This is a genomic window from Amycolatopsis sp. La24 (genome assembly GCF_029087445.1).
Lineage (GTDB): Bacteria > Actinomycetota > Actinomycetes > Mycobacteriales > Pseudonocardiaceae > Amycolatopsis > Amycolatopsis nivea.
Genome location: NZ_JARACH010000040.1, coordinates 20,582 through 42,982, shown reverse-complemented (window position 1 = coordinate 42,982; position 22,401 = coordinate 20,582). Strand labels below are relative to the sequence as shown.

18 protein-coding genes are annotated in these 22,401 nt (G+C 69.6%); 8 read left to right on the top strand and 10 right to left on the bottom strand.

Annotated elements, in window-relative coordinates; genetic code table 11:
• Positions 1-473 precede the first annotated feature (473 nt).
• Positions 474-1,253: a PIG-L family deacetylase gene (locus PUT80_RS30470; protein WP_037817713.1), complete on the bottom strand. Its 780-nt coding sequence runs from the start codon at positions 1,251-1,253 to the stop codon at positions 474-476.
• A gap of 208 nt (positions 1,254-1,461) precedes the next feature.
• Here PUT80_RS30470 and PUT80_RS30465 point away from each other — a divergent pair, with 208 nt between their 5' ends.
• Positions 1,462-2,814, top strand: coding sequence for a TrpB-like pyridoxal phosphate-dependent enzyme (locus PUT80_RS30465; protein ID WP_275294251.1), 1,353 nt, complete (start codon positions 1,462-1,464; stop codon positions 2,812-2,814).
• Between the two features lie 670 nt (positions 2,815-3,484).
• Here the strand turns inward: PUT80_RS30465 and PUT80_RS30460 are convergent.
• The 3 genes from PUT80_RS30460 to PUT80_RS30450 form a co-directional block, all read right to left on the bottom strand.
• Positions 3,485-5,071, bottom strand: coding sequence for a hypothetical protein (locus PUT80_RS30460; protein ID WP_238604933.1), 1,587 nt, complete (start codon positions 5,069-5,071; stop codon positions 3,485-3,487).
• 85 nt (positions 5,072-5,156) lie between these two features.
• Positions 5,157-5,927: an ABC transporter ATP-binding protein gene (locus PUT80_RS30455; RefSeq protein ID WP_134662523.1), complete on the bottom strand. Its 771-nt coding sequence runs from the start codon at positions 5,925-5,927 to the stop codon at positions 5,157-5,159.
• 42 nt (positions 5,928-5,969) lie between these two features.
• Entirely contained in the window at positions 5,970-6,527 is a 558-nt protein-coding gene (locus tag PUT80_RS30450; protein WP_275294250.1) for an ester cyclase, read from the bottom strand.
• Positions 6,528-6,606: 79 nt separating this feature from the next.
• Here PUT80_RS30450 and PUT80_RS30445 point away from each other — a divergent pair, with 79 nt between their 5' ends.
• Entirely contained in the window at positions 6,607-7,284 is a 678-nt protein-coding gene (locus tag PUT80_RS30445; RefSeq protein ID WP_134730505.1) for a TetR/AcrR family transcriptional regulator C-terminal domain-containing protein, read from the top strand.
• On the opposite strand, the gene PUT80_RS30440 is transcribed toward PUT80_RS30445, so the two are convergent.
• A complete protein-coding gene (locus PUT80_RS30440) occupies positions 7,268-9,043 on the bottom strand; it encodes a VanW family protein (protein WP_275294249.1) in 1,776 nt (591 codons plus the stop codon). The two genes, PUT80_RS30445 and PUT80_RS30440, sit on opposite strands and share 17 nt — an antisense overlap.
• A 91-nt stretch (positions 9,044-9,134) precedes the next feature.
• On the bottom strand, positions 9,135-10,853 hold the full coding sequence (gene araD / locus PUT80_RS30435; RefSeq protein WP_275294248.1) for an L-arabinonate dehydratase: 1,719 nt from the start codon (positions 10,851-10,853) through the stop codon (positions 9,135-9,137).
• Between the two features lie 118 nt (positions 10,854-10,971).
• Between araD and PUT80_RS30430 the strand changes: the two genes are divergently transcribed.
• The 3 genes from PUT80_RS30430 to PUT80_RS30420 are packed head-to-tail and all read left to right on the top strand — an operon-like array spanning position 10,972 to position 13,135.
• Positions 10,972-11,625 carry a GntR family transcriptional regulator gene (locus PUT80_RS30430; RefSeq protein ID WP_043838955.1) on the top strand — a complete coding sequence of 218 codons (654 nt, stop codon included), beginning with the start codon at positions 10,972-10,974 and terminating at the stop codon, positions 11,623-11,625.
• Positions 11,626-11,629: 4 nt separating this feature from the next.
• Positions 11,630-12,133 carry a metallophosphoesterase gene (locus PUT80_RS30425; protein WP_037817497.1) on the top strand — a complete coding sequence of 168 codons (504 nt, stop codon included), beginning with the start codon at positions 11,630-11,632 and terminating at the stop codon, positions 12,131-12,133.
• 18 nt (positions 12,134-12,151) lie between these two features.
• Positions 12,152-13,135, top strand: a complete 984-nt coding sequence (locus PUT80_RS30420; protein ID WP_238604936.1) for a PHP domain-containing protein — start codon at positions 12,152-12,154, stop codon at positions 13,133-13,135.
• Here the strand turns inward: PUT80_RS30420 and PUT80_RS30415 are convergent.
• Both PUT80_RS30415 and PUT80_RS30410 read right to left on the bottom strand, forming a co-directional pair.
• Entirely contained in the window at positions 13,101-13,265 is a 165-nt protein-coding gene (locus tag PUT80_RS30415) for a hypothetical protein (protein WP_275294247.1), read from the bottom strand. The genes PUT80_RS30420 and PUT80_RS30415 overlap by 35 nt on opposite strands.
• Positions 13,266-13,385: 120 nt before the next feature.
• Positions 13,386-14,237, bottom strand: coding sequence for a chitosanase (locus PUT80_RS30410; RefSeq protein ID WP_043838950.1), 852 nt, complete (start codon positions 14,235-14,237; stop codon positions 13,386-13,388).
• Between the two features lie 290 nt (positions 14,238-14,527).
• On the opposite strand from PUT80_RS30410, the gene PUT80_RS30405 reads away from it, so the two are divergent.
• The 3 genes from PUT80_RS30405 (at position 14,528) to hrpA (ending at position 20,032) form a co-directional block, all read left to right on the top strand.
• Positions 14,528-14,845 (top strand): hypothetical protein, encoded by a 318-nt coding sequence (locus PUT80_RS30405; protein ID WP_275294246.1) that lies wholly within the window; start codon positions 14,528-14,530, stop codon positions 14,843-14,845.
• A gap of 41 nt (positions 14,846-14,886) precedes the next feature.
• On the top strand, positions 14,887-16,080 hold the full coding sequence (locus PUT80_RS30400; RefSeq protein WP_275294245.1) for a cation:proton antiporter: 1,194 nt from the start codon (positions 14,887-14,889) through the stop codon (positions 16,078-16,080).
• 76 nt (positions 16,081-16,156) lie between these two features.
• The gene (hrpA, locus tag PUT80_RS30395; protein WP_275294244.1) at positions 16,157-20,032 is read left to right on the top strand and encodes an ATP-dependent RNA helicase HrpA; all 3,876 of its coding nucleotides are present in this window, start codon (positions 16,157-16,159) and stop codon (positions 20,030-20,032) included.
• A gap of 3 nt (positions 20,033-20,035) precedes the next feature.
• On the opposite strand, the gene PUT80_RS30390 is transcribed toward hrpA, so the two are convergent.
• Together PUT80_RS30390 and PUT80_RS30385 are read right to left on the bottom strand one after the other, a co-directional pair.
• A complete protein-coding gene (locus tag PUT80_RS30390) occupies positions 20,036-20,371 on the bottom strand; it encodes a hypothetical protein (protein WP_275294243.1) in 336 nt (111 codons plus the stop codon).
• Between the two features lie 151 nt (positions 20,372-20,522).
• Positions 20,523-22,217, bottom strand: a complete 1,695-nt coding sequence (locus PUT80_RS30385) for a bifunctional 3'-5' exonuclease/DNA polymerase (protein ID WP_134662511.1) — start codon at positions 22,215-22,217, stop codon at positions 20,523-20,525.
• Positions 22,218-22,401: the final 184 nt, after the last annotated feature.

The window sequence follows — 22,401 nt, the reverse complement described above, 5'->3', positions numbered from 1 at the left end:
GACGGTTCGTCATTCGCCGCCTTGGGCTCGGGCCGGTGACCCGCGTCGGCGAGCTCGGCCCTCGGCTGTCTCGGGCCTGCGGTCCGCAGCGGCGACTTCGCGCCCGGCGGTTGCCCGAACCGATCTTCGGCTCGCGCCGGCGACCCGCGTCCGCGGGCTCGGTCCCTGGCTGTCTTGTGCCTGCGGTCCGCAGCGGCGACTTCGCGCCCGATGGTTCGTCCGATCCGACCTCGGCTCGCGCTGGTAGCCCGCGCCCGCAGGTTCAGCCCGCACCTGTCCCAGGCACGCAGTCCCCAGCGGGACCTCGCACCCGATGGCTCGTCCGCCCCGGCCTTGGGCTCGTACGAGCGATCCGCCCGCGGGTTCGGCTCGCGCCTGTCGCGGGACCACCGTTCGCAGCGGCAACCCGCGCTCCCGGCGGTGTGCCCGCACCGATCCCGAACCCGGAACCCCTCGCGGCTCACCTGGCCCGGTCAGAGGCCCTTCATCAGGTCCGTCTCCGTCACCCCCGGCCCCTGTCCTTCCCGGATGAACCATTCCGTCCCGAAGGCCTCGCCGAACTTGTCGTCCGGCAGCGCCAGGAAGAACGACTCCTCGCTGATCTGGCTCCGATGCGCGCGCATCGCCGCCCGCTTCACCTTCAGGTATGCCGTGACGTCCACTTCGGCCGTCAGCTCGGCTTCCGGTTTCCCGATGATCATGTCCGCGTCCGGGCCGCCCTCCTCACCAGCCGCGCGGGCGGCTTCGGCGGCTCGGCGGATCTGGTCGCGGTTCGTCGAGCCCTGGTAAACCCGCGGCGTTCCCGCGAGTTCGGCCGCGCGCATGCCGACCCGGTGGACCTGGATGTGGTCCGGGTGGCCGTAGACGCCGAAATCGTCGTACACCGTGAGCACGTCGGCCGACTCCTCGAGCAGGATCGCCGCCAGCCGCTTCGCTGCTTCCTCCACCGGCGCGCTCCAGAACGTTTCCGGGCCGTCGTTGGAAGGGTCGCCCATCATCCCGGAGTCCTGGTATCCCAAGAACTCCACTCGCGAGACGCCCAGCACCTCGGCCGCTGCCTGCGTCTCCTGCACCCGGCGGTCCGCGAGCTGCTCGCCGTCGTCGAGCAGGCCCTCGGGGATCTCGCCTTTTTCTCCGCGCGTGGCCACCACGAGCACCACCCGGTGCCCCTCGTCGGCCGCTTTGCGCATCACGCCGCCGGTCATGATCGCCTCGTCGTCCGGGTGGGCGTGGAACGTCACCAATGTCGCCATGCCACCGAACGTACCGGCACCCACCGACAAAAACCGGCGCCCGCCGGAAACGGCTTCCGGGGAATCAGCCACACACTCCATTGTGGACAGGTCGCCCACATGGGTGGACCTGCGGCTTTAATGGCGCGAGGGGTCCCCTCGCGCGCTCCGGCGCTTGGCTTCTCCCGCCGCCCGGCTTACGTTGGGGTCCGCCGACCGAGGAGGCGTCATGGCAGAACGGACGAAATACATCCTGGACGAGGCCGACCTCCCGGCGCAGTGGTACAACGTGGTGCCGGACCTGCCCGAGCCGCCGCCCCCGCCGCTGCACCCGGGAACCCGCGAGCCCGTCGGGCCCGCGGACCTGGCTCCGCTGTTCCCGCAGGCGCTCATCGAGCAGGAAGTCACCACCGAGCGCTACATCGACATTCCCGAGGAAGTCCGGGACGTCTACCGGCTCTGGCGTCCTTCCCCGCTCTACCGCGCCCGTCGGCTGGAGAAGGCGCTCGGCAGCCCGGCCCGGATCTACTACAAGTACGAGGGCGTCAGCCCGGTCGGCTCGCACAAGCCGAACACCGCTGTGCCGCAGGCGTTCTACAACGCGGCGGAGGGCGTCACGCGGCTCACCACCGAGACCGGCGCCGGGCAGTGGGGGAGCGCGCTGGCGTTCGCGTGCGCGACGTTCGGGCTGTCCTGCGAGGTCTGGCAGGTGCGCGCGTCGTACGACCAGAAGCCGTATCGCAAGCTGATGATGGAGACCTTCGGCGCCCAGGTCTACCCGAGTCCATCGGACCGCACCGCCGCTGGCCGGGCGATCCTGGCGGAGAACCCGCAGTCGACGGGCAGCCTCGGGATCGCGATCAGCGAAGCCGTCGAGCAGGCCGCGGCGGATCCGGGCGCGCGGTACGCGCTGGGCAGCGTGCTCAATCACGTGTTGCTGCACCAGACGGTGATCGGCGAGGAAGCGCTCAAACAGTTCGAACTGGCCGGCGACACCCCGGACGTGCTCGTCGGCTGCACCGGCGGCGGCTCCAACTTCGGCGGGCTCGCTTTCCCGTTCCTGCGGGAAAAACTGGCCGGCCGGATGAACCCGGTGATCCGCGCGGTCGAACCGGCGGCCTGTCCAACCCTCACCCGCGGCCGCTACGCCTACGACTTCGGCGACACCGCCGGTCTCACGCCCCTGCTGAAAATGCACACGCTCGGCCACGGCTTCATCCCGGACCCGATCCACGCCGGCGGCCTGCGCTATCACGGGATGTCGCCGCTGATCTCGCACATCTACGAACTGGGCCTCATCGAGGCGCTCGCGATCGGGCAGCAGGAATGCTTCGCCGCCGGGGTGCAGTTCGCCCGCACCGAAGGCATCATCCCCGCTCCCGAGCCGACGCATGCGCTGGCCGCGTGTATCCAGGAGGCGTTGCGCTGCAAGGAGACTGGCGAAGAGAAGGTGATCCTGACTGCGCTTTGCGGACACGCGCATCTCGACTTGCCCGCGTACGGCGCATATCTGGCGGGCGACATGGTGGACAACGAACTTCCGGATACGGCACTGGAGGAATCGTTGGCGGCACTGCCCTGAGAGGTGCTGCTGGCGGGGCGCAGGAAGGAGGTGGCGGGGAGCGGAGGTGCGTTGGGAGGGTGCGGTTGGTGAGGGTTGGTGGGTTGGTGGAGGTGTGCTGGGAGGGTGCGTTTGGTGAGGGTTGGTGGGGCTGGTGAAGGTGTGCTGGGAGGGCGCGGTGGTCAGGATTAGTGGGCAGGCGAAGGTGTGCCGGGTGGGAGCGGTTGGTGGGTGGCGAAGGCGCGCTGGGAGGGCACGGTTGGTGAAAGTTGGTGGGCTGGCGCAGGTGTGCTCGGAGGGCGCGATTGGTGAGGGTAGTGGCAGGTGAAGGTGTGGCTGCGTGGGAGCGGTTGGTGAGCTGACGAGGCTGCGGTGCGACGGCCCAGTTGCTCCCGCGTTTCGGCGAACGGGCCGTCGGTCATCATGACCGCGCCGTTCGCGGGGCGGACGACGGTGGCGGGATGCGAAGGGCGCAAACCGCCGACCAACACCCAGGCACCGAAGGTTTATGTCGTCGGTGCCTGGGTCGGTGCAAGCCATCTGGGCGGTCAGTTCCTCGCCGGTCTCCAGCGCGGTTCGTCTCCCCGGTCGGCCAGCAGGTACTGCTTCACGGCGAACTCCCCTGGCGGGGTCTCTTGCCTTGGTTATCAACGCGCGCGACGCCATGAGACACCTCGGCAAGAAGAATTTCTCACCGTTCCTTGGAGACGGTCGCCAGTAGCTCCGGACCCCGCGTCACCAGTCGTTGCTGGGCGAGCGAACCCCACCACCATGCCAGCGCGATGCCGGTCGCGATTCCGGCTGGGATGCCGAGCCACTGCAGCACCGGCAGGTCGGCCAGCTTTCCGGCCACGCCCAGTGCCACTACCGGCAGTGCGCCGAGCACGATGAGCAGTGTGGTCGCCAGCATCAGGGCGGCTCGGGCGCACCCTGGGCGTCCGCCGGAGGACCATGGGCTGCCGCTTCGGCGTTGATCTGGCAAGGGGAAGGCCAGGAAGACCGATTGCAGCATCAGGACTCCGGCTCCGGCACCCAACGTCGCGGGGACCAGGCCTAGGACCCACGGGTACGCGCCCGGTACGCCGGTGACGCCGGGCAGGACCAGGGCCAGCACCAAAGCCACGGGGGCGACGATCAGGACCCACGCCAGTTGGCGGCCGCGGATGTCGGCTCGTTCGGCGCCGGGGACGACCAGTGTGTGCCACAGGGCGCTGCCGTCCATTCCGTACAGGTTGCCGGACTGCATCGAGGCGAAAAGGACTACTGCGACACCGAAATACGGCAGCATCGCCGATTGGCCGCCCCCGCCGGAGAGGGCTGGGACGACGGTGATGACGAAGCCGATCAGCAGCGTCGACAGGAGGGCGACGCGGCGGCGGGCGTCTCGCCACCAGGTGCGCAGTTCCTTGCGGGCCACGGCGCCGACCGGGGTCGCGGGCAGCAGGCTGCGTCGCGTGCGGGTGCTCTTCGCGCGGGTGCGGGAGGCTCCGCGGAACGACGGCGTGGTGACCTGGCGGGCCAGCAGCGCGCCCCAGAGCACGACCAGAACCGCTACGACGCCGAGCAGTGCGGCGAAGAGGCCGCCGACTGTGCCCCAATTCCCGACTCCGGCCGCGTGTACTGCGAGCGTGCCCCAACCGGACGGGAGGGCGTGCATGACGCTGACGAAGCCGGGCATCTGACCGGTGACGATCGCCGGGCCGACGCTTCGCATCACATAGTTGACCGCGACGCCGGACAACCCGGTGAGCGCCACCAGGATGATGCCGAGTTCCTTGCCCTTGCGCGACGTCAGCAGCGTGCCCAGCGCGGCCATCACCACGCGGTACAGCAGCACCACGAACGCCAGCTGCAGCACGGTGAACACGAGACCGACGAGCGCGGCGCCGGCGCCGAACCGCAGGCCGTAGAACACCAAGCCGAGGAACGCCAGAAGGCTCACCACCGCGGTGACGCCCACGAAGCTCGCCGCGAGCAGGCCGACCGCCAGCTTGCGGCGACCGATCGGCAGCAGCGCGAAGTGTTCCGGCCGCAGGGTGTCGTCGCCGCCGCCGGTCGCGATCGGGGCGAGGACCCAGCCTGCCATCCAGACCGCGTAGATCGAGGTGAGCAAGTCGACGGTTATCCGCGCTTCCGGAGCCGGGAACACCGCGATGCCGATCGTGAACAGGGCCGCCAGCAGACCGAAGAGGCCGCCGACGATCATTCCGGCGATCTGTCGGCCGCGGAGGGAGTTGCGCAGGACTCGGAGCTTTAGTCGGATGAGGATGCCGATCATGCTGGCGCCCCCGTTCCGATGGTCCGCGCGCCGACGATGGTTCCGGCGAGTCGTCCGCGGAGGGAGTTGCGCCGGTGCCGCAGTTTCAGTCGGTCGAGGACGCCAACCACGCCAGCCCCTCCGTTCCGCCCGTTCGGCCGCCGACGATGTGCACGAACGCGTCTTCCAGCGTGCCTTCGCCCCGCACGTCAGCCACCGCGCCCGCGGCGACGACGCGTCCGCGCGTGATCACCGCGACGTGGCTGCACAGCTGTTCCACCAACGCCATCACGTGGCTCGACAGCACTACCGCGCCGCCGGAGGCGACGAATCGTTGCAGGATCGTGCGGATCGTCGACGCGGAAACCGGGTCGACCGCCTCGAACGGCTCGTCCAGCACCAGCAGCCGCGGGCCGTGCAGTAGCGCCGTTGCGAGGCCGATCTTCTTGCGCATACCCGCGGAATAGTCGATGACGAGGGTGCGCTCGGCGTCCGTCAGTTCCAGCACGCCGAGCAGTTCCTGGGCGCGTTCGGCGACCGTGTCCGGGGCGAGCCCGCGTAGCAGGCCCATGTACGTGAGCAGTTCCCGTCCGGTGAGGCGTTCCGGAATGGACAATCCGTCCGGAAGAACGCCGATCAGGCTTTTCGCCCGTTCCGGTTCCCGCCACACGTCCACGCCGAACACGCGCGCTTCGCCGGCGTCCGGCCGAAGCAAGCCGACCGCCATCGACAGCGACGTCGTTTTCCCGGCTCCGTTGGGGCCTACGAGGCCGAAGAACGACCCCCGCGGCACTTCAAGCCGCACATCGTCTACTGCCAGCGTGGTCCCGAACCGTTTGGTGAGTCCGTAAAGCCCCATGGCCGCGTCGTCGGACACCGGTTCCCCCTTCCCGTGGTGTGCGCACGACTGTACGCGGGGTCACCGACAAAAAGCGGGCGGAGTGGTCTCGGAAAGCCGAGGATCCGGGGTCCCGGACATCGCAAGCAGCCCGCGCACCGCGCGCACGAGCTTGGGCCACGAGGTGGGCTTCCGGACGTCGTACGCGCGCAGCAGCTGCCGGAGCATGGTGAGCGTGTCGAAGTAAATGCGTTCGCACACCAGCTGTTCGTCCGCGTCGAAGAGGAAGTACGCGGTCATCCGGACCCGGAACCGCTGCCCGGTGGGCGGGATCTTCCCGAGCGGCCCGCGATGCGTGCCGAGAAGCCAGAATTCGACGATTACCGCATCCGCGCTGTGCCGCAGAGCGATGATTTCGTGGTCTTGGTCGGGAAAAGCGCGGCGCGTTTCGTCGTAGTAGCCGCGCACGGCGGAATCGCCGTCGTGCACGGTCATCGTCGGCACGATCTCGTAGTGCGGATGCGGGAACGTCGCCAGCACGTCGTCCCAGTCCTGGCGCACCTCGTCGTGGAAGTGGTCGAGGACGAGCTTTTGCCGGGCACGCAGCACTTCGGGCGCGGGGATGGCCAACGGGTCCACGGGTTCCTCCAAGCCAGGGGAGCGAAGCCGCAATTTAATCCACACTGTGGGTTTAGCGCAAGTGCGCCATGATGGAGCCGTGAACACCACGACGCGCCGGGGACGCCCGCGCAAGGGAGACGCCAGGCTGTCGCGGGAGGCGATCCTGACGGCCGCGCTGGAAGTGGTCGACGCCGACGGGGCGGCAGCGGTGAGCATGCGGACAGTCGCGCAGCGTCTCGGCGTGGACGCGAAGAGCCTCTACCACCACATCGACGGCAAAGAGGCCTTGCTCGACGCCGTCGCCGGACACGTACTGGGCGGGATCGATCTCCCGGAGCTCACCGGGCAGCCCGAAGCGGATCTCCGCGCCATCGCCCAGTCGTTCCGAAAAGCAACCCGAGCGCACCCGCAGGCCGCCGCGCTTGTCCTAACCAGACAGTTGCCGTCGATCGCCGCGCTCGCTCCGGTCGAGGCGGTGCTTTCGGTGCTGCGCAAGGCAGGCGCGTCACCGGAAGAGGCGGTGCACCTGCTGCGCTCGCTTCTGGCCGTCGTCGTCGGCTCGCTTCTGCGCGAGGCGGGCGCGGGACCGGCGTTCGGCGTCACCGACGAAGCCGGGATCGCCCACCGCCGCGCCGAATTGGAGCAGACCGAGCTCCCCGCCGTGGTCGAATCCGCGCCGCATCTGGCGCGGTGCGATCACGAAGCGGAGTTCGCTTTCGCCGTCGACCTCGCGGTAGCCGCCACGATGCAGCGACTCGCTACTCCCCGCAGGTGATCTTCGGCTGCGGGTTGTAGCGGACCGACCGCGTGTGCCGCGAAACTTCCCGGCCCGACGACGCGTCGCGCAGGATCCGGGTGTCGCTCGCGGTGAAACCGGGCGCGCCGTTGGACGCGTGGCAGTTCTCCGCCGGACCCGGTTTCGTCGGCGGCGGCGTCGGATTCGTGCGCTCGCCGGGGACCGATTCGACCGTGTACCGCTTGGTGCCCCACAGTTTCACGGTGATCGACGACGGCGTCCAGACGGTCTGGATCGCGACGCCGGTGTCCGAGTCGTTGGTGAACTTCAGGTCGATCACGCTGGCGCCGTTGGGGTTCTGGAACACCGTCGCCTCGCGCGCGGCCGGGTAGCGGCTGATGTAGTAGCTGTGTTCCTTGTGCCCGGCGTCCTTCATCCCGGAGAAGTACGCCGCGTTGTACAGCGTGGTGGCGAACTGCGAAATGCCGCCGCCGACCTCGCGGGCGGGCGCGCCGTTCTCGATCACGCCGGCTTCGACGTAGCCCTGCGGACGCCCGCGCGGACCGGTGAATCCGTTGAGGCTGAACGTTTCTCCCGGCTTGACGATCGCGCCGTTCACCTTCTCGGCGACCACCCGGATGTTCGTGCCGGAGTCGGCGGCGAACCCGCCGGTGGTGAACTCGCCGATGACTTCCTTGACGCCCAGCTTGTCCGCCTGCTCGGTGGTCACCTTCGCGGGCGTCTTCTTGTAGATCGCCTTCAGCTCGCGGCTGTCGGTCTGCTTCAGCGTGTTCGGCAGCGGCTTGAGGCTCTGTTCCCAGTCGACCGTGTTGCCGTCCGCGGACGGCTCGACGACGGGTTTCCCGCCGGAGAACGCGATGGCCGCGTCCTTGCCCTCCTGCTCGGTGGACTTCAGCTGCGGCGCGAGCGCGTCGGTGACCTTCTTCGGGTCGATCTGCGGGGCGAGGCCGCCGCCGTCGCCGGGCACGAACGTGAGCGCGCCGGCGATCTGCTCCGGCGTCAGCGTCGCGTCCGCGCCTTCGCCCTTGACGACGACCGGCGCGGACACCGCGGGCTTGGCGAATTCGGTGAGCGCGCGCTGAACGCCCTCGGCGGTGGTGCGCACCGGCGTCGGCGTGACCGGAAGGGTCAGTTCGCTGCCCGAAGCCCAGCCGCTCAGCACCTTCGCCCGCGCCGCCGCGACGTCCAGCTTCTGCCCGACCTGCGGCGGGACTGCGACCGGAGTGGTGCCGTCGAACCGGATCGTGCCCTCGGCGGGCGCCCGGTCGACACGGCCGCGCAGGTCCTCGAGCGCCGGGTCGAGCTTCGCTGCCTCGACGTGCGACACGACGCCCAGTTCCCGCGTGCTGAAGAACGACGCCAGCCGGGTGAAGGGGTTGATCGGCTGGTCGCCCGCCTGGTCGAGGGTGCCGCTCCAGTCGAGCCCCAGCCCTGCCTCGGTCGGCGACAGCTTGGTGTGCGCGTTGCCCGCAGTGACCGTGAGCGGCTGGGTGAGCCGCGGCTCGATCTTCCCGCGCAGCTCGCGTTCGGCGACCGGCCGCTCCAGCCCGCCGACGTCCACGCCGGCCACGACGACGCCGCGCGGCACCCGGCCCTGGCTGGTCAGCAGGTCGATGAGGTACGCGACGACCAGGACGCCGAGCACGCCGCCGCTGATCCAGCCGGCTTTGCGCAGGCCGCGCCTTCGCGGCGGGGACGGAGGTTCCTCCGGTGGTACGACCGGCAGGACCTCGGTCTGGTCGCTGTCGGTTTCCGGCCAGCGCGGTTCGTACTGCACCTCACGACCCCTTCGATTCGCTGCGGTCAGGGGCACAGCGTACGGGCCGAGCCGGACATGCCGGACTACTGCCCCCAGCGGAACAAACCGGTCACCCAGCGTCCGGTTCCGGATTGGCGCCGGCGCGGGCGAGGAAGTCGAAGTCGCAGCCCTCGTCGGCCTGCGTGATGTGCTCCGCGTACAGCGCACCGTAACCCCGCTCGAACCGCGGCGCAGGGGCGGCCCACGAGGCGAGACGACGTTCCAGTTCGGCCTCGTCGACCTCCAGCCGCAACGTCCGCGCGGGCACGTCCAGGGTGATCAGGTCGCCGTCGCTGACCAGCGCGAGCGGCCCGCCGACGTGCGATTCCGGTGCCACGTGCAGCACGCACGCGCCGTAACTGGTGCCGCTCATCCGGGCGTCGGAGATCCGCACCATGTCCCGCACGCCTTGTTCCAGCAGGTGCGCCGGGATCGGCAGCATGCCGTACTCGGGCATGCCCGGACCGCCGAGCGGCCCGGATCCGCGCAGCACCAATACGGAATCGGCGGTGATGCCCAGCGCCGGGTCGTCGATGCGCTTCTTCAAGTCCTGGTAGTTGTCGAAAACCACTGCTGGACCGGTGTGGGTGAGCAGAGCGGGGTCGGCGGCGATGTGCTTGATCACCGCGCCGCCGGGCGCGAGGTTGCCGCGCAGCACGGCCACGCCGCCCTCGCTGGCGACGGGGTTGTCGCGCGGGCGGATCACGTCGTCGTTGTGCACGCGGGCGTCGGCGAGCGAGTCGGCGAGCGGACGTCCGGTGACGGTGACCCGGTCGAGGTGCAGCAGGTCGGTCAAGCGGGACAGCAGCCCGGGCAGGCCGCCTGCGTAGTAGAAGTCTTCCATCAGCCAGTCGCCGCCGGGCCGGATGTTCGCCAGCACCGGCACGCGGCGGGCGATCGCGTCGAAATCCTGCAGCGACAAGGAAATCCCGCTGCGGCCGGCCATCGCGATCAGATGGATCACCGCGTTGGTCGACCCGCCGAGCGCCAGCACGGTCGTGATCGCGTCGGCGTACGCGCGCTCGTCGACGATCTTCGCGATCGTGAGGTCCTCCCACACCATGCCCACGATGCGCGCGCCGCTCGCCGCGGCCATCCGGTGGTGCGCGGAATCGACCGCCGGGATCGAGGCCGCGCCGGGCAGCGTCAGCCCGAGCACCTCGGCGGCGGACGTCATGGTCGACGCGGTCCCCATCGTCATGCAGTGGCCGGGGGAGCGGGCGAGGCCGCGTTCGAGTTCGGCCAGTTCGCGGTCGCCGATCGTGCCCGCGCGCCGTTCGTCCCAGTACTTCCACATGTCGGTGCCGCTGCCGAGCACCTCGCCGCGCCAGTTTCCGCGCAGCATCGGGCCCGCGGGCACGAAAATCGACGGCAGCCCGGCGCTCGCCGCGCCCATCAGCAGCGCCGGGGTGGTCTTGTCGCAGCCGCCCATCAGCACCGCGCCGTCGACCGGATACGACCGCAGCAGTTCCTCGGTCTCCATCGCCAGCAGATTCCGGTACAGCATCGGCGTCGGCTTCTGATACGTCTCCGACAGCGTCGCCACCGGGAACTCCAGCGGGAATCCGCCCGCCTGCCACACGCCGCGCTTGACCTGCTCCGCGCGTTCGCGCAGGTGCTGGTGGCACGGGTTGATGTCGCTCCAGGTGTTGAGGATGCCGATCACCGGCTTCCCGAGGTGTTCTTCCGGCTCGTAGCCGAGCTGCCGGGCGCGGGTGCGGTGGCTGAAGTTCCGCAGGTCGTCGCCGCCGAACCAGCGGTGGCTGCGCAGGTCCTCGGGTGCCTTCATTGCTGCGCGTCCTCTCGGTCGACGGATGGCATCTGATATATGATCGTACGTGTCGACGTTCGGAGACGCCCGCCTGGTTGAATGTGCGGGGACGAGCGCGAAAGCCAGGAGGGTCGGCATGCCGTCCACGTTCAGCCTCCCCGCCTCCCGCACCGAGGTGGTGCTGGAGGAGATCCGGCGCGGCATTCTCGCCCGCGAGCTGGTGCCCGGTCAGCAGCTGGTGGAGGCGGAGCTGGCCGCGCGGCTCGGGGTCTCGAAGACGCCGGTGCGCGAGGCGCTCAAGGTGCTGTCCAACACCGGGCTGGTCACGTTCAGCCCGTACAAGGGCGCGTCGGTGTGCGTGGTCGACGGGGAGCTGGCGCGGTCGGTCTACGACGTGCGGATGGTGCTGGAACCGGAAGCGCTGCGCCGCGCGGTGCGGGCGGCGGACCGGGAGTCGTTCGACGAGGCCGCGCAGATTCTCAAGGAGGCGTCGGCCGCGGATGCCGACCAGACCACGTTGAGCCTGCTCAACCGGCGGTTCCACCGTGCGTTGTACGCCGGCTGCGGCAACCCGCTGATGGTGTCGATGCTGGACGACCTGCGCGACCGCGCCGCGCTGATCACCGTGGTCGGCTGGGACGCGAATCCCAGCTGGCGCAAGGAATGGAACGAGCACAAGGCGGTGCTCGCCGCCGCGCGGAAGGGCGACGAGGACGGCGCGGCCGAGCTGCTGCGCGTGCACATCGCGGCGTTCCTCGACCACGTGCTCGAGGCGATCGGGGAGGAGTGACGGCGTGCGGTTGCTGCTCGTCGCGGACACCCACCTGCCGAAGCGGGCGAAGGAACTGCCCGCGCAGGTCTGGGACGAGGTCGCGAAGGCCGACGTCGTGGTGCACGCGGGCGACTGGGTCGACGTGGACACCCTCGACGCTCTTGAAGCCCGCAGCACGCGGCTGATCGGCGTGTACGGCAACAACGACGGTCCTGAACTGCGGAAACGTCTGCCCGAAGTGGCCAGGGAGACGCTGGAGGGCGTCCGGGTGGCGGTCGTCCACGAAACCGGCGACGCGAAGGGCCGGGCGGCTCGCTGCGACGCGTTGTATCCGGACGTCGACGTGCTGATCTTCGGACACAGCCACATCCCGTGGGACACGGTGACGCCCGGCGGGCTGCGGCTGCTCAACCCCGGCTCGCCCACCGACCGGCGGCGGCAGCCGTTCTGCACCTACCAGACTGCGGAGATCAAGAACGGCCGTCTCGGCGACGTCGAGCTGCACGAGCTGCCTCGCCGCGGCTGAGCGGGTAAAACAGGAGGCATGGACCCGGCCCGCGCGCTGCGCGACATCGCCTTCCAGCTCGAGCGCGCCGGTGAACCGACTTACCGCGTGCGCGCGTTCCGTCAGGCCGCCGCTGTGGTCGACAGGCTCTCCGAAGAGGAGCTGGCGTCGCGCGTCGGCGCGAAGACGCTTCAGGCGTTGAAGGGGATCGGCAAAGCCACTGCCGGCGTCATCGAGGACGCGTGGCACGACCGTACGCCCGCGTACGCGGCGAAGCTGCCCGAAAGCAAGCTGCCGGACGGAGGTGCGTTGCGTACGGCGCTTCGCGGCGACTGTCACACGCACTCCGACTGGTCCGACGGCGGCAGCCCGATCCTCGAGATGGCCGAGACGGCACGCGACCTGGGGCACGAGTGGATCGTGCTCACCGACCATTCGCCGCGGCTGACCGTCGCACGCGGGCTGTCTCCGGAGCGGCTGCGGGCGCAGATGGACGAGGTCGCGCGAGTGAACGAGCAGCTGGCACCGTTTCGCCTGCTGCACGGCATCGAGGTCGACATCCTCGACGACGGCGCGCTCGACCAGACCGAGAAGCTGCTGGACCGGCTCGACTTCGTGGTGGCGAGCGTGCACTCGAAACTGCGGATGCCCGCGCGGGAGATGACGCCGCGGATGCTGGCCGCCGTCGAGAACCCGCACGTCCGCGTGCTGGGGCACTGCACCGGACGGCTGGTCGGCGGACGCAGCAGGCCGGAGTCGCAGTTCAACTCGGAGAAGGTGTTCACCGCGTGCCGGGAGAACGGCGTGGCGGTGGAGATCAACTCGCGGCCGGACCGGCTCGACCCGCCGATGGGCTTGCTGCGCCAGGCCGTCGAGCTGGGCTGCGAGTTCGCGATCGACAGCGACGCGCACGCGCCCGGCCAGCTCGACTGGCAGGCTTACGGCTGCGAGCGCGCGGAAAAGGCGGGCATCGGACCGGACCGGGTCGTCAACACGCGGACCGCCGATCAGTTACTGCGATGACCGGGTTCCGCTCCGGATCGAGCCAGCGCAGCACCGCGATCAGGTCGTCTTGTGCGAGAGCGACGCAGCCTGCGGTCGGTCCGCCGGTGGACACGTGCAGGAAGAACGCCGAACCGGCCTTCGCGCGCAACGCCGATTCCTTGCGCGCCGACGTCCGCTGGGTACGGGCCGAGCTCCCGTACCCAGCGGTCGCCGTCGCGGTCCCACGCGGAGGCGGAGTGCGCGGTGACCGCGAGAACCTGCTGCGGGCTCAGTTGATCTCGTACGGGTCGCCGTAGACCTTCCACTTCAGCGGCGTGTGCAGATCGAGGTTGCCGTCGTTGAGGAACACCAGCTGCTCGGTGTCGACGCGGGAGGTGTCCGCATGCGCTTCCTCCTTCTTCATGACCACCTTGCGCGCGTCGAGGAACGCCTTGAGGTAGGCGGTTTCGTCGCCGCCCTGGGACGGCGGCTTCGCCTGCGACAGCGCGGCGTCGCGGATGCCGCCGAAGCTGTCGGTGCTCGTGCCGGGGCCGTGCATCACGATGGCGTCGTAGTAGATGAACTGGCCGAGCGCGCCGAGACCGTCGGACTTGCCTTGGTTCACCGCCGGGTCGAAGTACACGCGGTCGCGTTCGCTGTTCTGCGCGGCCTGGAATTCCTCGGTGCCCGCGGCCTGCTTCCACGCGCTTTCGAAGGCCGAGCCGAGACCCTCGTGCGAATCGGAGCCGTTGACCTTTTCCAGCGCGGGCAGGAACTTCGCCAGCGGGTTGTCCGGCACGGACTTGGTGTAGGCCTGCACGAGTTCCAGCATGTCGCCGGTGCCGGAGCAGAACCCGATGATGCCCGCGGTGTACCCGCGTCCGTCGCCGATGTCCTCGATGTAGGAGTACTGCTTCTTCCAGTCGAGCGACGAGTTTTCCGCGCTCGACACCAGCTGCATCGCGATCTCTTTTTTCTCCGGGGACGCGAGGTCGCCGCCCGAGCCGAGCACCGAGGACGCCGAAGCGGCGAGCGGGGCGGGCACGGCGGCGGCCGAGAGAGCGGGAGTGCTGAGGACCAGAGCGAGGGCCGAGGCAGCCGTGAGACCGGCGGCCAGCGCGGGCCGCATCGTCTTGCGCATGAGGGGAATCCCTTTCCGCGGTACGTGGGCAAGGCGGCCGGACCGGCGAATGACCCGGTTCCGGGTACTGCTGCGGCGTAGCGCCACGATAACCGAGCGTGAAGCGGCGAGGCAAGGGATACGAAAATTTTTCACGGATGTGAACGTCAGTGGTCCACTATGGACGATGAAGGTTGCCTGAAGCAGGCCGGAAAATGACTGGGACCACGGGATCCGGCCGTCATCTGTCTATTGTGGACTCAAAGCGGAGCTCCCAGCAAACCTTAAAGACATGGTAAACTCGCCCTGAGATGACGACTGCTGCCGCCGCTCCCGCGCCGCGGCACCGGTCCATCCTCGTCCTGCTGCTCGCCGCGCTGCTCCTGCTCGGCGTAGCCGTCCCCGGGCCAGGACCGGCGGGCCCGCGTTCGCACGACGCTGAACCCGCCCTGGTCCAGGAACAGGGCCCGCATCTGGTCGCCGCGCATCCGCTGCCGCTCGCCGACGCCCCCGGCGAGATCCGCCTCGCCCGGCCGGATTGGTGCACCGTCCCGTTTTCCGCCGCGCCGCCGGTCGAACTGGACCGCGCGCCCGCAGCCGCCGCGGCACGCGCTCCTCCGGGTTGCTGAGTACTCGTTTCCCACCTGTACCCGGCTCTCAAGAGGATTTCATGAGCAACGGTCATGCTTTGCTGGCCGTCGGCGGCGCGTTTCTCGCCGCCGGCGCCCTCGCCCGCGTCGGCGCCCGGATCGGGCTGCCCACGATTCCCCTGTTCATGCTGGCCGGTTTCGTCTTCGGCCCGCACACCCCCGGACTGTCCCTTGTGGACGATCCGGCCGAGTTCGGCGTACTGGCCGGGCTCGGTCTCGTGTTCCTGCTCTTCTATCTGGGACTGGAGTTCTCGCTCGACGACCTCGCCCGCGGCGGCGCCAGACTCGCCGGCGCGGGGGTGGCCTACCTCGTGCTGAACATCGGCGGCGGGCTCGCGTTCGGCTTCGCGCTCGGCTGGGGCACGCGCGAGGCGCTGGTGATCGCCGGCGCGATCGGCATCTCCTCGTCGGCCATCGTCACCAAACTGCTCCTGGAAACCCGGCGGATGAACAACCGGGAATCCCGCCTCATCATGGGCATCGTCGTGCTCGAAGACCTGTTCCTCGCGCTGTACCTGGCCCTGTTACAGCCGGTGCTCAGCGGTGCGGACGGCTTCGGCGCGGCGCTCGCCGACTTCGGCAAGGCGTTCGGCTTCCTGCTCGTGCTCGCCGCACTGGCGCGCTGGGGCGGACGGCTCGTGTCGCGGCTCTTCGGTTCGGCGGACGACGAACTGCTCACCGTCTGCTTCGTCGGCGTGGCCGTGCTCGGCGCCGCGGTGGCCGAGGAGGTGGGCGTGTCCGACGCGATCGGCGCGTTCATGGTCGGCATGATGCTCGGCAATTCCCAGGTCGCGCCGCGGGTGCACAAGCTGGTGCTGCCGCTGCGGGACGCGTTCGGGGCGTTGTTCTTCTTCATCTTCGGGCTGTCGATCGACCCGGGCGCGGTCGGCACGGTCGTCCTCCCGGTGCTCGCCGCGGTCGCGCTGACGCTGGTGCTGAACCTCGCCGCCGGCGCGTTCGCCGCCCGGCTGCACGGCTTCGATCGGCAGGAGGGCGTGAACATCGGCCTGACTGTGCTCACCCGGGGCGAGTTCTCGCTCGTCTTGGCGACGATGGCGACCGCGGCCGGGCTGGATTCGCGAGTGGCCCCGTTCGTCGCCGGGTACGTGCTGCTCCTGGCCGTGATCGGCCCGCTCGCCGTGCTCCGCTCGGACCGGCTGACCTGGCTGCTTCCGGCCAAGCTCGTGCGGCCGCGGCCGGCCCCGGTGCCGTGAGCCGGGGACGCCGGGCTGTCGCTCGCGGCATATTCGGAAGCCACGACGGTCACGCACGGCTATCCTTGGCCCAAGTATGTCCACTCCAGCCCCCTTCGCAGAGCTGCGCGCCCAGCTGCCCGAATTGATGCTGCGCGACGAGCACCGGCTGCGCCGTCGTCTCGACGGCGCGCGCCGGTCTCGCGACAAGCAGCAGACGGCCGAGCGCATCGCCGCCGACGTCGAAACGGCGCTGCTGCGCGTGCAGCAGCGCCGCGAAAGCGTGCCGAAGATCGAGTACCCCGCCGAGCTGCCGGTCAGCAGGCTCAAGGACGAGATCGGCGACGCGATCCGCGACCACCAGGTGGTGATCGTCGCGGGGGAGACCGGGTCGGGCAAGACCACGCAGCTGCCGAAGATCTGCCTCGAGCTGGGCCGCGGCGTGCGCGGGCAGATCGGGCACACCCAGCCGCGCCGGCTGGCCGCGCGCACGGTCGCCGACCGGATCGCCAGCGAGCTGAAGACCGAACTGGGCGACACCGTCGGCTACAAGGTCCGGTTCACCGACCAGTCCGGCCAGGACACCCTGGTCAAGCTGATGACCGACGGCATCCTGCTGGCCGAGATCCAGACCGACCGGATGCTGCGCCAGTACGACACGCTGATCATCGACGAGGCGCACGAGCGCAGCCTCAACATCGACTTCATCCTCGGCTACCTCAAGCAGCTCCTGCCGCGCCGTCCCGACCTGAAGGTGATCATCACCTCGGCGACGATCGACCCGGAGCGGTTCTCGCGGCATTTCGACGACGCGCCGATCGTCGAGGTCTCCGGCCGGACCTACCCGGTCGAGGTGCGCTACCGGCCGCTCGTGGACCCGGACGATCCCGAGGGCGATCCGGACCGCGACCAGACGCAGGCGATCGCCGAGGCGGTCCAGGAGCTGTCCGGCGAAGGTCCCGGCGACATCCTCGTGTTCCTCTCCGGCGAACGCGAGATCCGCGACACCGCGGACGTGCTGAACCGGCTGGAGCTGCGGAACACCGAGGTGCTGCCGCTGTACGCGCGCCTGTCCGCGGCTGATCAGCACCGCGTGTTCCAGCGGCACACCGGACGGCGGATCGTGCTGGCCACGAACGTCGCCGAGACGTCGCTGACCGTGCCGGGGATCAAGTACGTGATCGACCCGGGCACCGCGCGCATCTCGCGCTACAGCCACCGCACGAAGGTGCAGCGGCTGCCGATCGAGGCGGTTTCGCAGGCGTCGGCGAACCAGCGCAAGGGCCGGTGCGGGCGTACCTCGGACGGCATCTGCATCCGGCTGTACTCCGAAGAGGACTTCGAATCGCGGCCGGAGTTCACCGATCCGGAGATCCTGCGGACGAACCTCGCTTCGGTCATCCTGCAGATGACGTCGCTCGGCCTCGGGGACATGAACGCGTTCCCGTTCGTCGAACCGCCGGACCGCCGCCAGGTCACCGACGGCGTCCAGCTGCTGCAGGAGCTCGGCGCGTTCGAGACCGGCGATTCCTCGAAGCTCACCGAGGTCGGCCGCAAGCTCGCGCTGCTGCCGGTGGACCCGCGGATGGGCCGGATGGTGCTGGAGGCCGCGCAGAACGGCTGCGTGCGCGAGGTGATGATCATCGCCGCCGCACTGTCCATTCAGGACCCGCGCGAACGGCCCGCGGAGAAGCAGCAGGCCGCCGACGCGCAGCACGCCCGGTTCGCCGATCCGACCTCGGACTTCCTCTCCTACCTCAAGCTGTGGGAGTACGTCAGCGAACAGCAGAAGACGCTGACCGGCAACCAGTTCCGCCGGATGTGCCGCACCGAGTACCTGAACTACCTGCGGATCCGCGAGTGGCAGGACATCTTCGGCCAGCTGCGCCAGCTCGCCAAACCGCTCGGCATCACGCTCAGCACCACCCCCGCCGAGCCGCAGCACGTGCACACGGCGCTGATTTCCGGGCTGCTGTCGCACATCGGGCTCAAAGACCCGGCGAAGGGCGACTACCTCGGCGCGCGCGGGGCCCGGTTCTCGGTGTTCCCGGGTTCGGCGCTGTTCAAGAAGCAGCCGCGCTGGGTGATGTCGGCGGAGCTGGTGGAGACGTCGCGGCTGTGGGGCCGGGTCAACGCGCGGATCGAGCCGGACTGGGTCGAACCGCTCGCGCAGCACGTCGTGAAGCGTTCGTATTCGGAGCCGCACTGGGAGCGCAAACAGGGCGCGGTGATGGCGACCGAGAAGGTGACGCTGTACGGCGTGCCGCTCGTGGCCGACCGGCGGGTGAACTACGGCCGGATCGACCCGGAGATCTCGCGCGCGATGTTCATCCGGCACGCGCTGGTCGAGGGCGACTGGCACACGAACCACCGGTTCTTCGCCGAGAACCGGGCGCTGCTGGACGAGGTCGAGGACCTGGAGAACCGCGCCCGGCGGCGCGACATCCTGGTGGACGACCAGACCCTGTACGAGTTCTACGACGCGCGAGTGCCCGAGGACATCGTGTCCGTGCGGCATTTCGACAGCTGGTGGAAGAAGGCGCGGCGGAACGAGCCGGACCTGCTGTCGTTCGAGAAGTCCATGCTCATCAACGAGGTCGCGGGCGCGGTCCGCGAATCGGACTACCCGGACTCGTGGACGCAGGGCACGCACGTTTTCAAGCTGACCTACCAGTTCGAGCCCGGAGCAGACGCCGACGGCGTGACCGTGCACATCCCGCTGCCGGTCCTGAACCAGGTGACGCCGGACGGTTTCGACTGGCAGGTGCCCGGTCTGCGCGGCGAACTGGCGACGCAGCTGATCAAATCGCTGCCGAAAGCGTTGCGGCGCAACTTCGTCCCGGCTCCGGACACGGCTGCCGACGCGTTGACGCGAATGTCCCCTTCGGACGGTCCGCTGCTCGACATCCTCGGCGACGAACTGCACGCGATGCGCGGCATCGACATCCCGCACACGGCGTGGGACCTTTCGACGGTGCCGGACCACCTCCGGATCACCTTCCGCGTGGTGGACGAGCGCGGCAAGCGGGTGGCCGAGGGCAAGGACCTGGACGAGCTGAAGCGCCGTCTCGCGCCGCGCGTGCGGGAGACGATTTCCAAGGCCGCCAACAGCATCGAGAAGGCCGGCCTGGTGCAGCCGTCGTTCGGCGAGCTGCCGAAGGTGTTCGCGTCGACCCGGCGCGGCCACGACGTGAAGGCGTACCCGGCGCTGGTGGACGAGGGCGCGTCGGTGGCTGTGCGGCTGCTGGACACGCCTGCCGAACAGCAACACGCGATGTGGTCCGGCACGCGGCGGATGCTGCGGCTGAACCTGAACTCGCCGATGAAGTTCATTACGCGGTCGCTGTCGAACTCCTCGAAGCTCGTGCTGAACCGCAACCCGCACGGCAGCGTCGCGGGCCTGCTGGAGGACTGCGTCGACTGCGCGGTCGACGCACTGATGGCCGCGGCGGGCGGCCCGGTCTGGGACGAGGCGGGTTTCGCGGCGCTGCTGGAAAAGGTGCGCGCTGGGTTGAACCCGAAGGTGCTGGAAGTGCTGACGGAGGTCGAGCGGATCCTGCGCGCGGCCATCGACGTGGAGACTCGCCTCGCGGACACTCGCGGCCCGGCCGAATCGCTGGCGGACATCCGCCGTCAGCTGGACGGTTTGGTGCACGCGGGCTTCGTGACGGAGACCGGCTCCGCCCGGCTGCCCAACGTGGTCCGGTACCTGCGCGGCATCGAGCGGCGGCTGGAGAAGCTGCCGCTGGAGCAGACACGCGACCTGCAGCGGATGGCGGACGTCGCGTGGATCACGAAGGAGTACGAGGACGCGGTGGCCACGTTGCCGCCGGGGACGTCGTCGCCCGCACTGGCGGAGGTGCGGTGGATGATCGAGGAGCTTCGGGTGAGCTTCTTCGCACAGACACTGGGGACGGCGCATCCGGTGTCGTTGAAGCGGATCACGAAGGCGTTGGACGAAGCGCTGGCGTAGCCGTCACTTCACGAGGAGAGTGACGGTGGCAGCGCTGGCGGAAATCGTGCCCGCGACGGCGGACAGCGAGGCCGCCACTCCGCTCAGGTTGCTGAGCATTCTTCGGAGCGCTTTCGCCGGTGCTTGCTCCTTGACCGCCATGGCGAGCTTCTGCCATTTGTGCTGCCGGATGTGACAACCGAGCAGGATGCCGTTGGCGTTGTTGCGGCAGAACTCGTTCTTCCTGGTGTTCGCGACGCCCGGCCCGATCGACGGGATCGCCCACAGGGCGATGACCGCGATGAAGGCAAGAAAGCTCCAGAAGCTGCCAAGTGTGCGTTGTGTTTTTCTCCCCACCATGGCGCACGACGGTACTGATCATTTCCGATCCGCGGATAGCGCCTTTGCGGTGGAATGTCCCGCGCCGAGTTCGGCCGACGGCAACCCCGCGTCCCCCGAACGGATTTCCCGGGTGCCGCCATGTGGTTGCTGGGAAACATGAGTCAGCTGATCACTTCGCCTCCGCGTAATTGTCCACCGATTTCGCTTCCATGGGAAATCGCACCGGGCACGCCTCGCCGAAGACCAGCCGGGCCGCTTCCTGGATCGCTGTCTCCACGATTTCCGCGACCTCATCAGCCAGCTCCGCAGGGGCATGCACGATCACCTCGTCGTGCAGGAAGAACACCAGATGCGCCGGTTCGGGCAGCCGACCGCGCAAAGTCGCCAGCAAGACCGCCGTCAGGTCGGCCGCACTTGCCTGCACCACGAAATTCCGCGTGAACCGGCCCCAACTGCGCGACGCCCGCCGCGCGCGGGTTTCTGTTGCCTCGTCTTCGGTGAGCCCGCCGGTCAAAGCACGCCAAGCAGCAGACGGAGCCGGAGAAGTACGGCCCAGCCTGGACCGAACCCGTTCACCCCGTTCGCCTGCCGCGGCGGCGTGCTCCACATAGGACACTGCGTCCGGGAAACGCTGGCGCAGCAACGCGAGCAGCGGACCGGCCTCGCCGGAGGTGCCGCCGTACATCGCGGACAGCATGGCGATTTTCGCGCGGGAACGGTCGTCTCGCGTGTCTCCGGGGCGGAGCGGGACGTAGCGGGTGCCGGAGAATAGCGCTTCCGCCAGCCGGGCGTACAGGTCGGTAGCCGCGGCGACTTCGGCAAGGCGGCGGTCGCCGGACAGCGCGGTGAGGACGCGCGGCTCCAGTTGCGCACCGTCGGCGACGACGAGTTTCCAGCCGGGATCCGCGGACGCGCACGAGCGCAGCGCGCGCGGGATCTGCAGCGCCCCGCCGCCCCGGGTAGCCCACCGGCCGGACACCACGCCGCCGACCACGTAGTGCGGCCGGAAGCGTCCGTCGGCTACCCATTCGTCCAGCCACGCCCAGCCGTTGGCCGAGTGCAGCCGCGACAGTTCCTTGTACTCCAGCAGCGGCGCGACCGCGGGATGGTCGATGTCCTGCAGCAGGTACTTCCGCGCCGCCGGGATTTCGATGCCCTCCCTGGCGAGCGCGCGGACGACGCTGGCCGAGGAATCGGGATTGACCGGCCGCCCGCCCAGCGCCGCGGAGATTTTCGCGGCGAGCTCGACCAAGACTTTCGGGCGTTGACCAGCGGGTACGCGGGGGCCGAGGCGTTCTTCCAGCAGCTGCAGGTGCCGGTCGGCGCGCCAGGGCAGCCCGGCGGCCGAGATTTCCGCGGCGGCCAGTGCGCTGGCGGATTCGGCCGCGAGCAGCAGCCGCATCCGCGCGGGGGCCTCGGTGGCGGCGACGCGTTTCTCCTGTTCGGCCAGCACTCGCCGGGCCGCCGCGGCGACGGTGACTCCCGGCGGCAGCCCGGGGCCGCGCGGGGAGAACAGCGTGGGCTGCGCGTCCTCGCCGAAGGCCGGGCCGTCGTCGGGCGGTTCCTCCCCGTTCGCCCGGGCCCACGCTGCCCGCAAACTGCGCGATTCGCCCTCCCGGCCCTCGTAGGCGAGCAGCAGCCCTTCGGCGAGCGACAGGTCGTGGCAGCGACCCAGCCGCACCCCCGCCTTGATCAGCGTGGGATAGATCTCCTCGGCTGAGGGCAGCACCCAGCGCGGGCTCTCGGCCGCCTCCAGCCGGCGGACCTCGTCGGCCCAGTCGGCGCGCGAAAGCCCGCGGAGGGTCCCCGCGGGGCCCTCGATCGTGTAGCCGGAGTCCTCCTCCCGGCCGGTGATCACCTGCACCGTCCCATTGTGCGGACCAGCACCGACAATTTCTGAGCACCGGCTCTCGAAGCGCTTCCCGGACGGTCCGTGACCGGCATGGGAGATTTCCTCCCCGGCCGGGCACTGGTGCGCGGACGGGCCTTGCTTTACTGTCGAGTAACTCCCATACCGGCGGTACGGAGACCGTCGGCGTGGGCGCTCC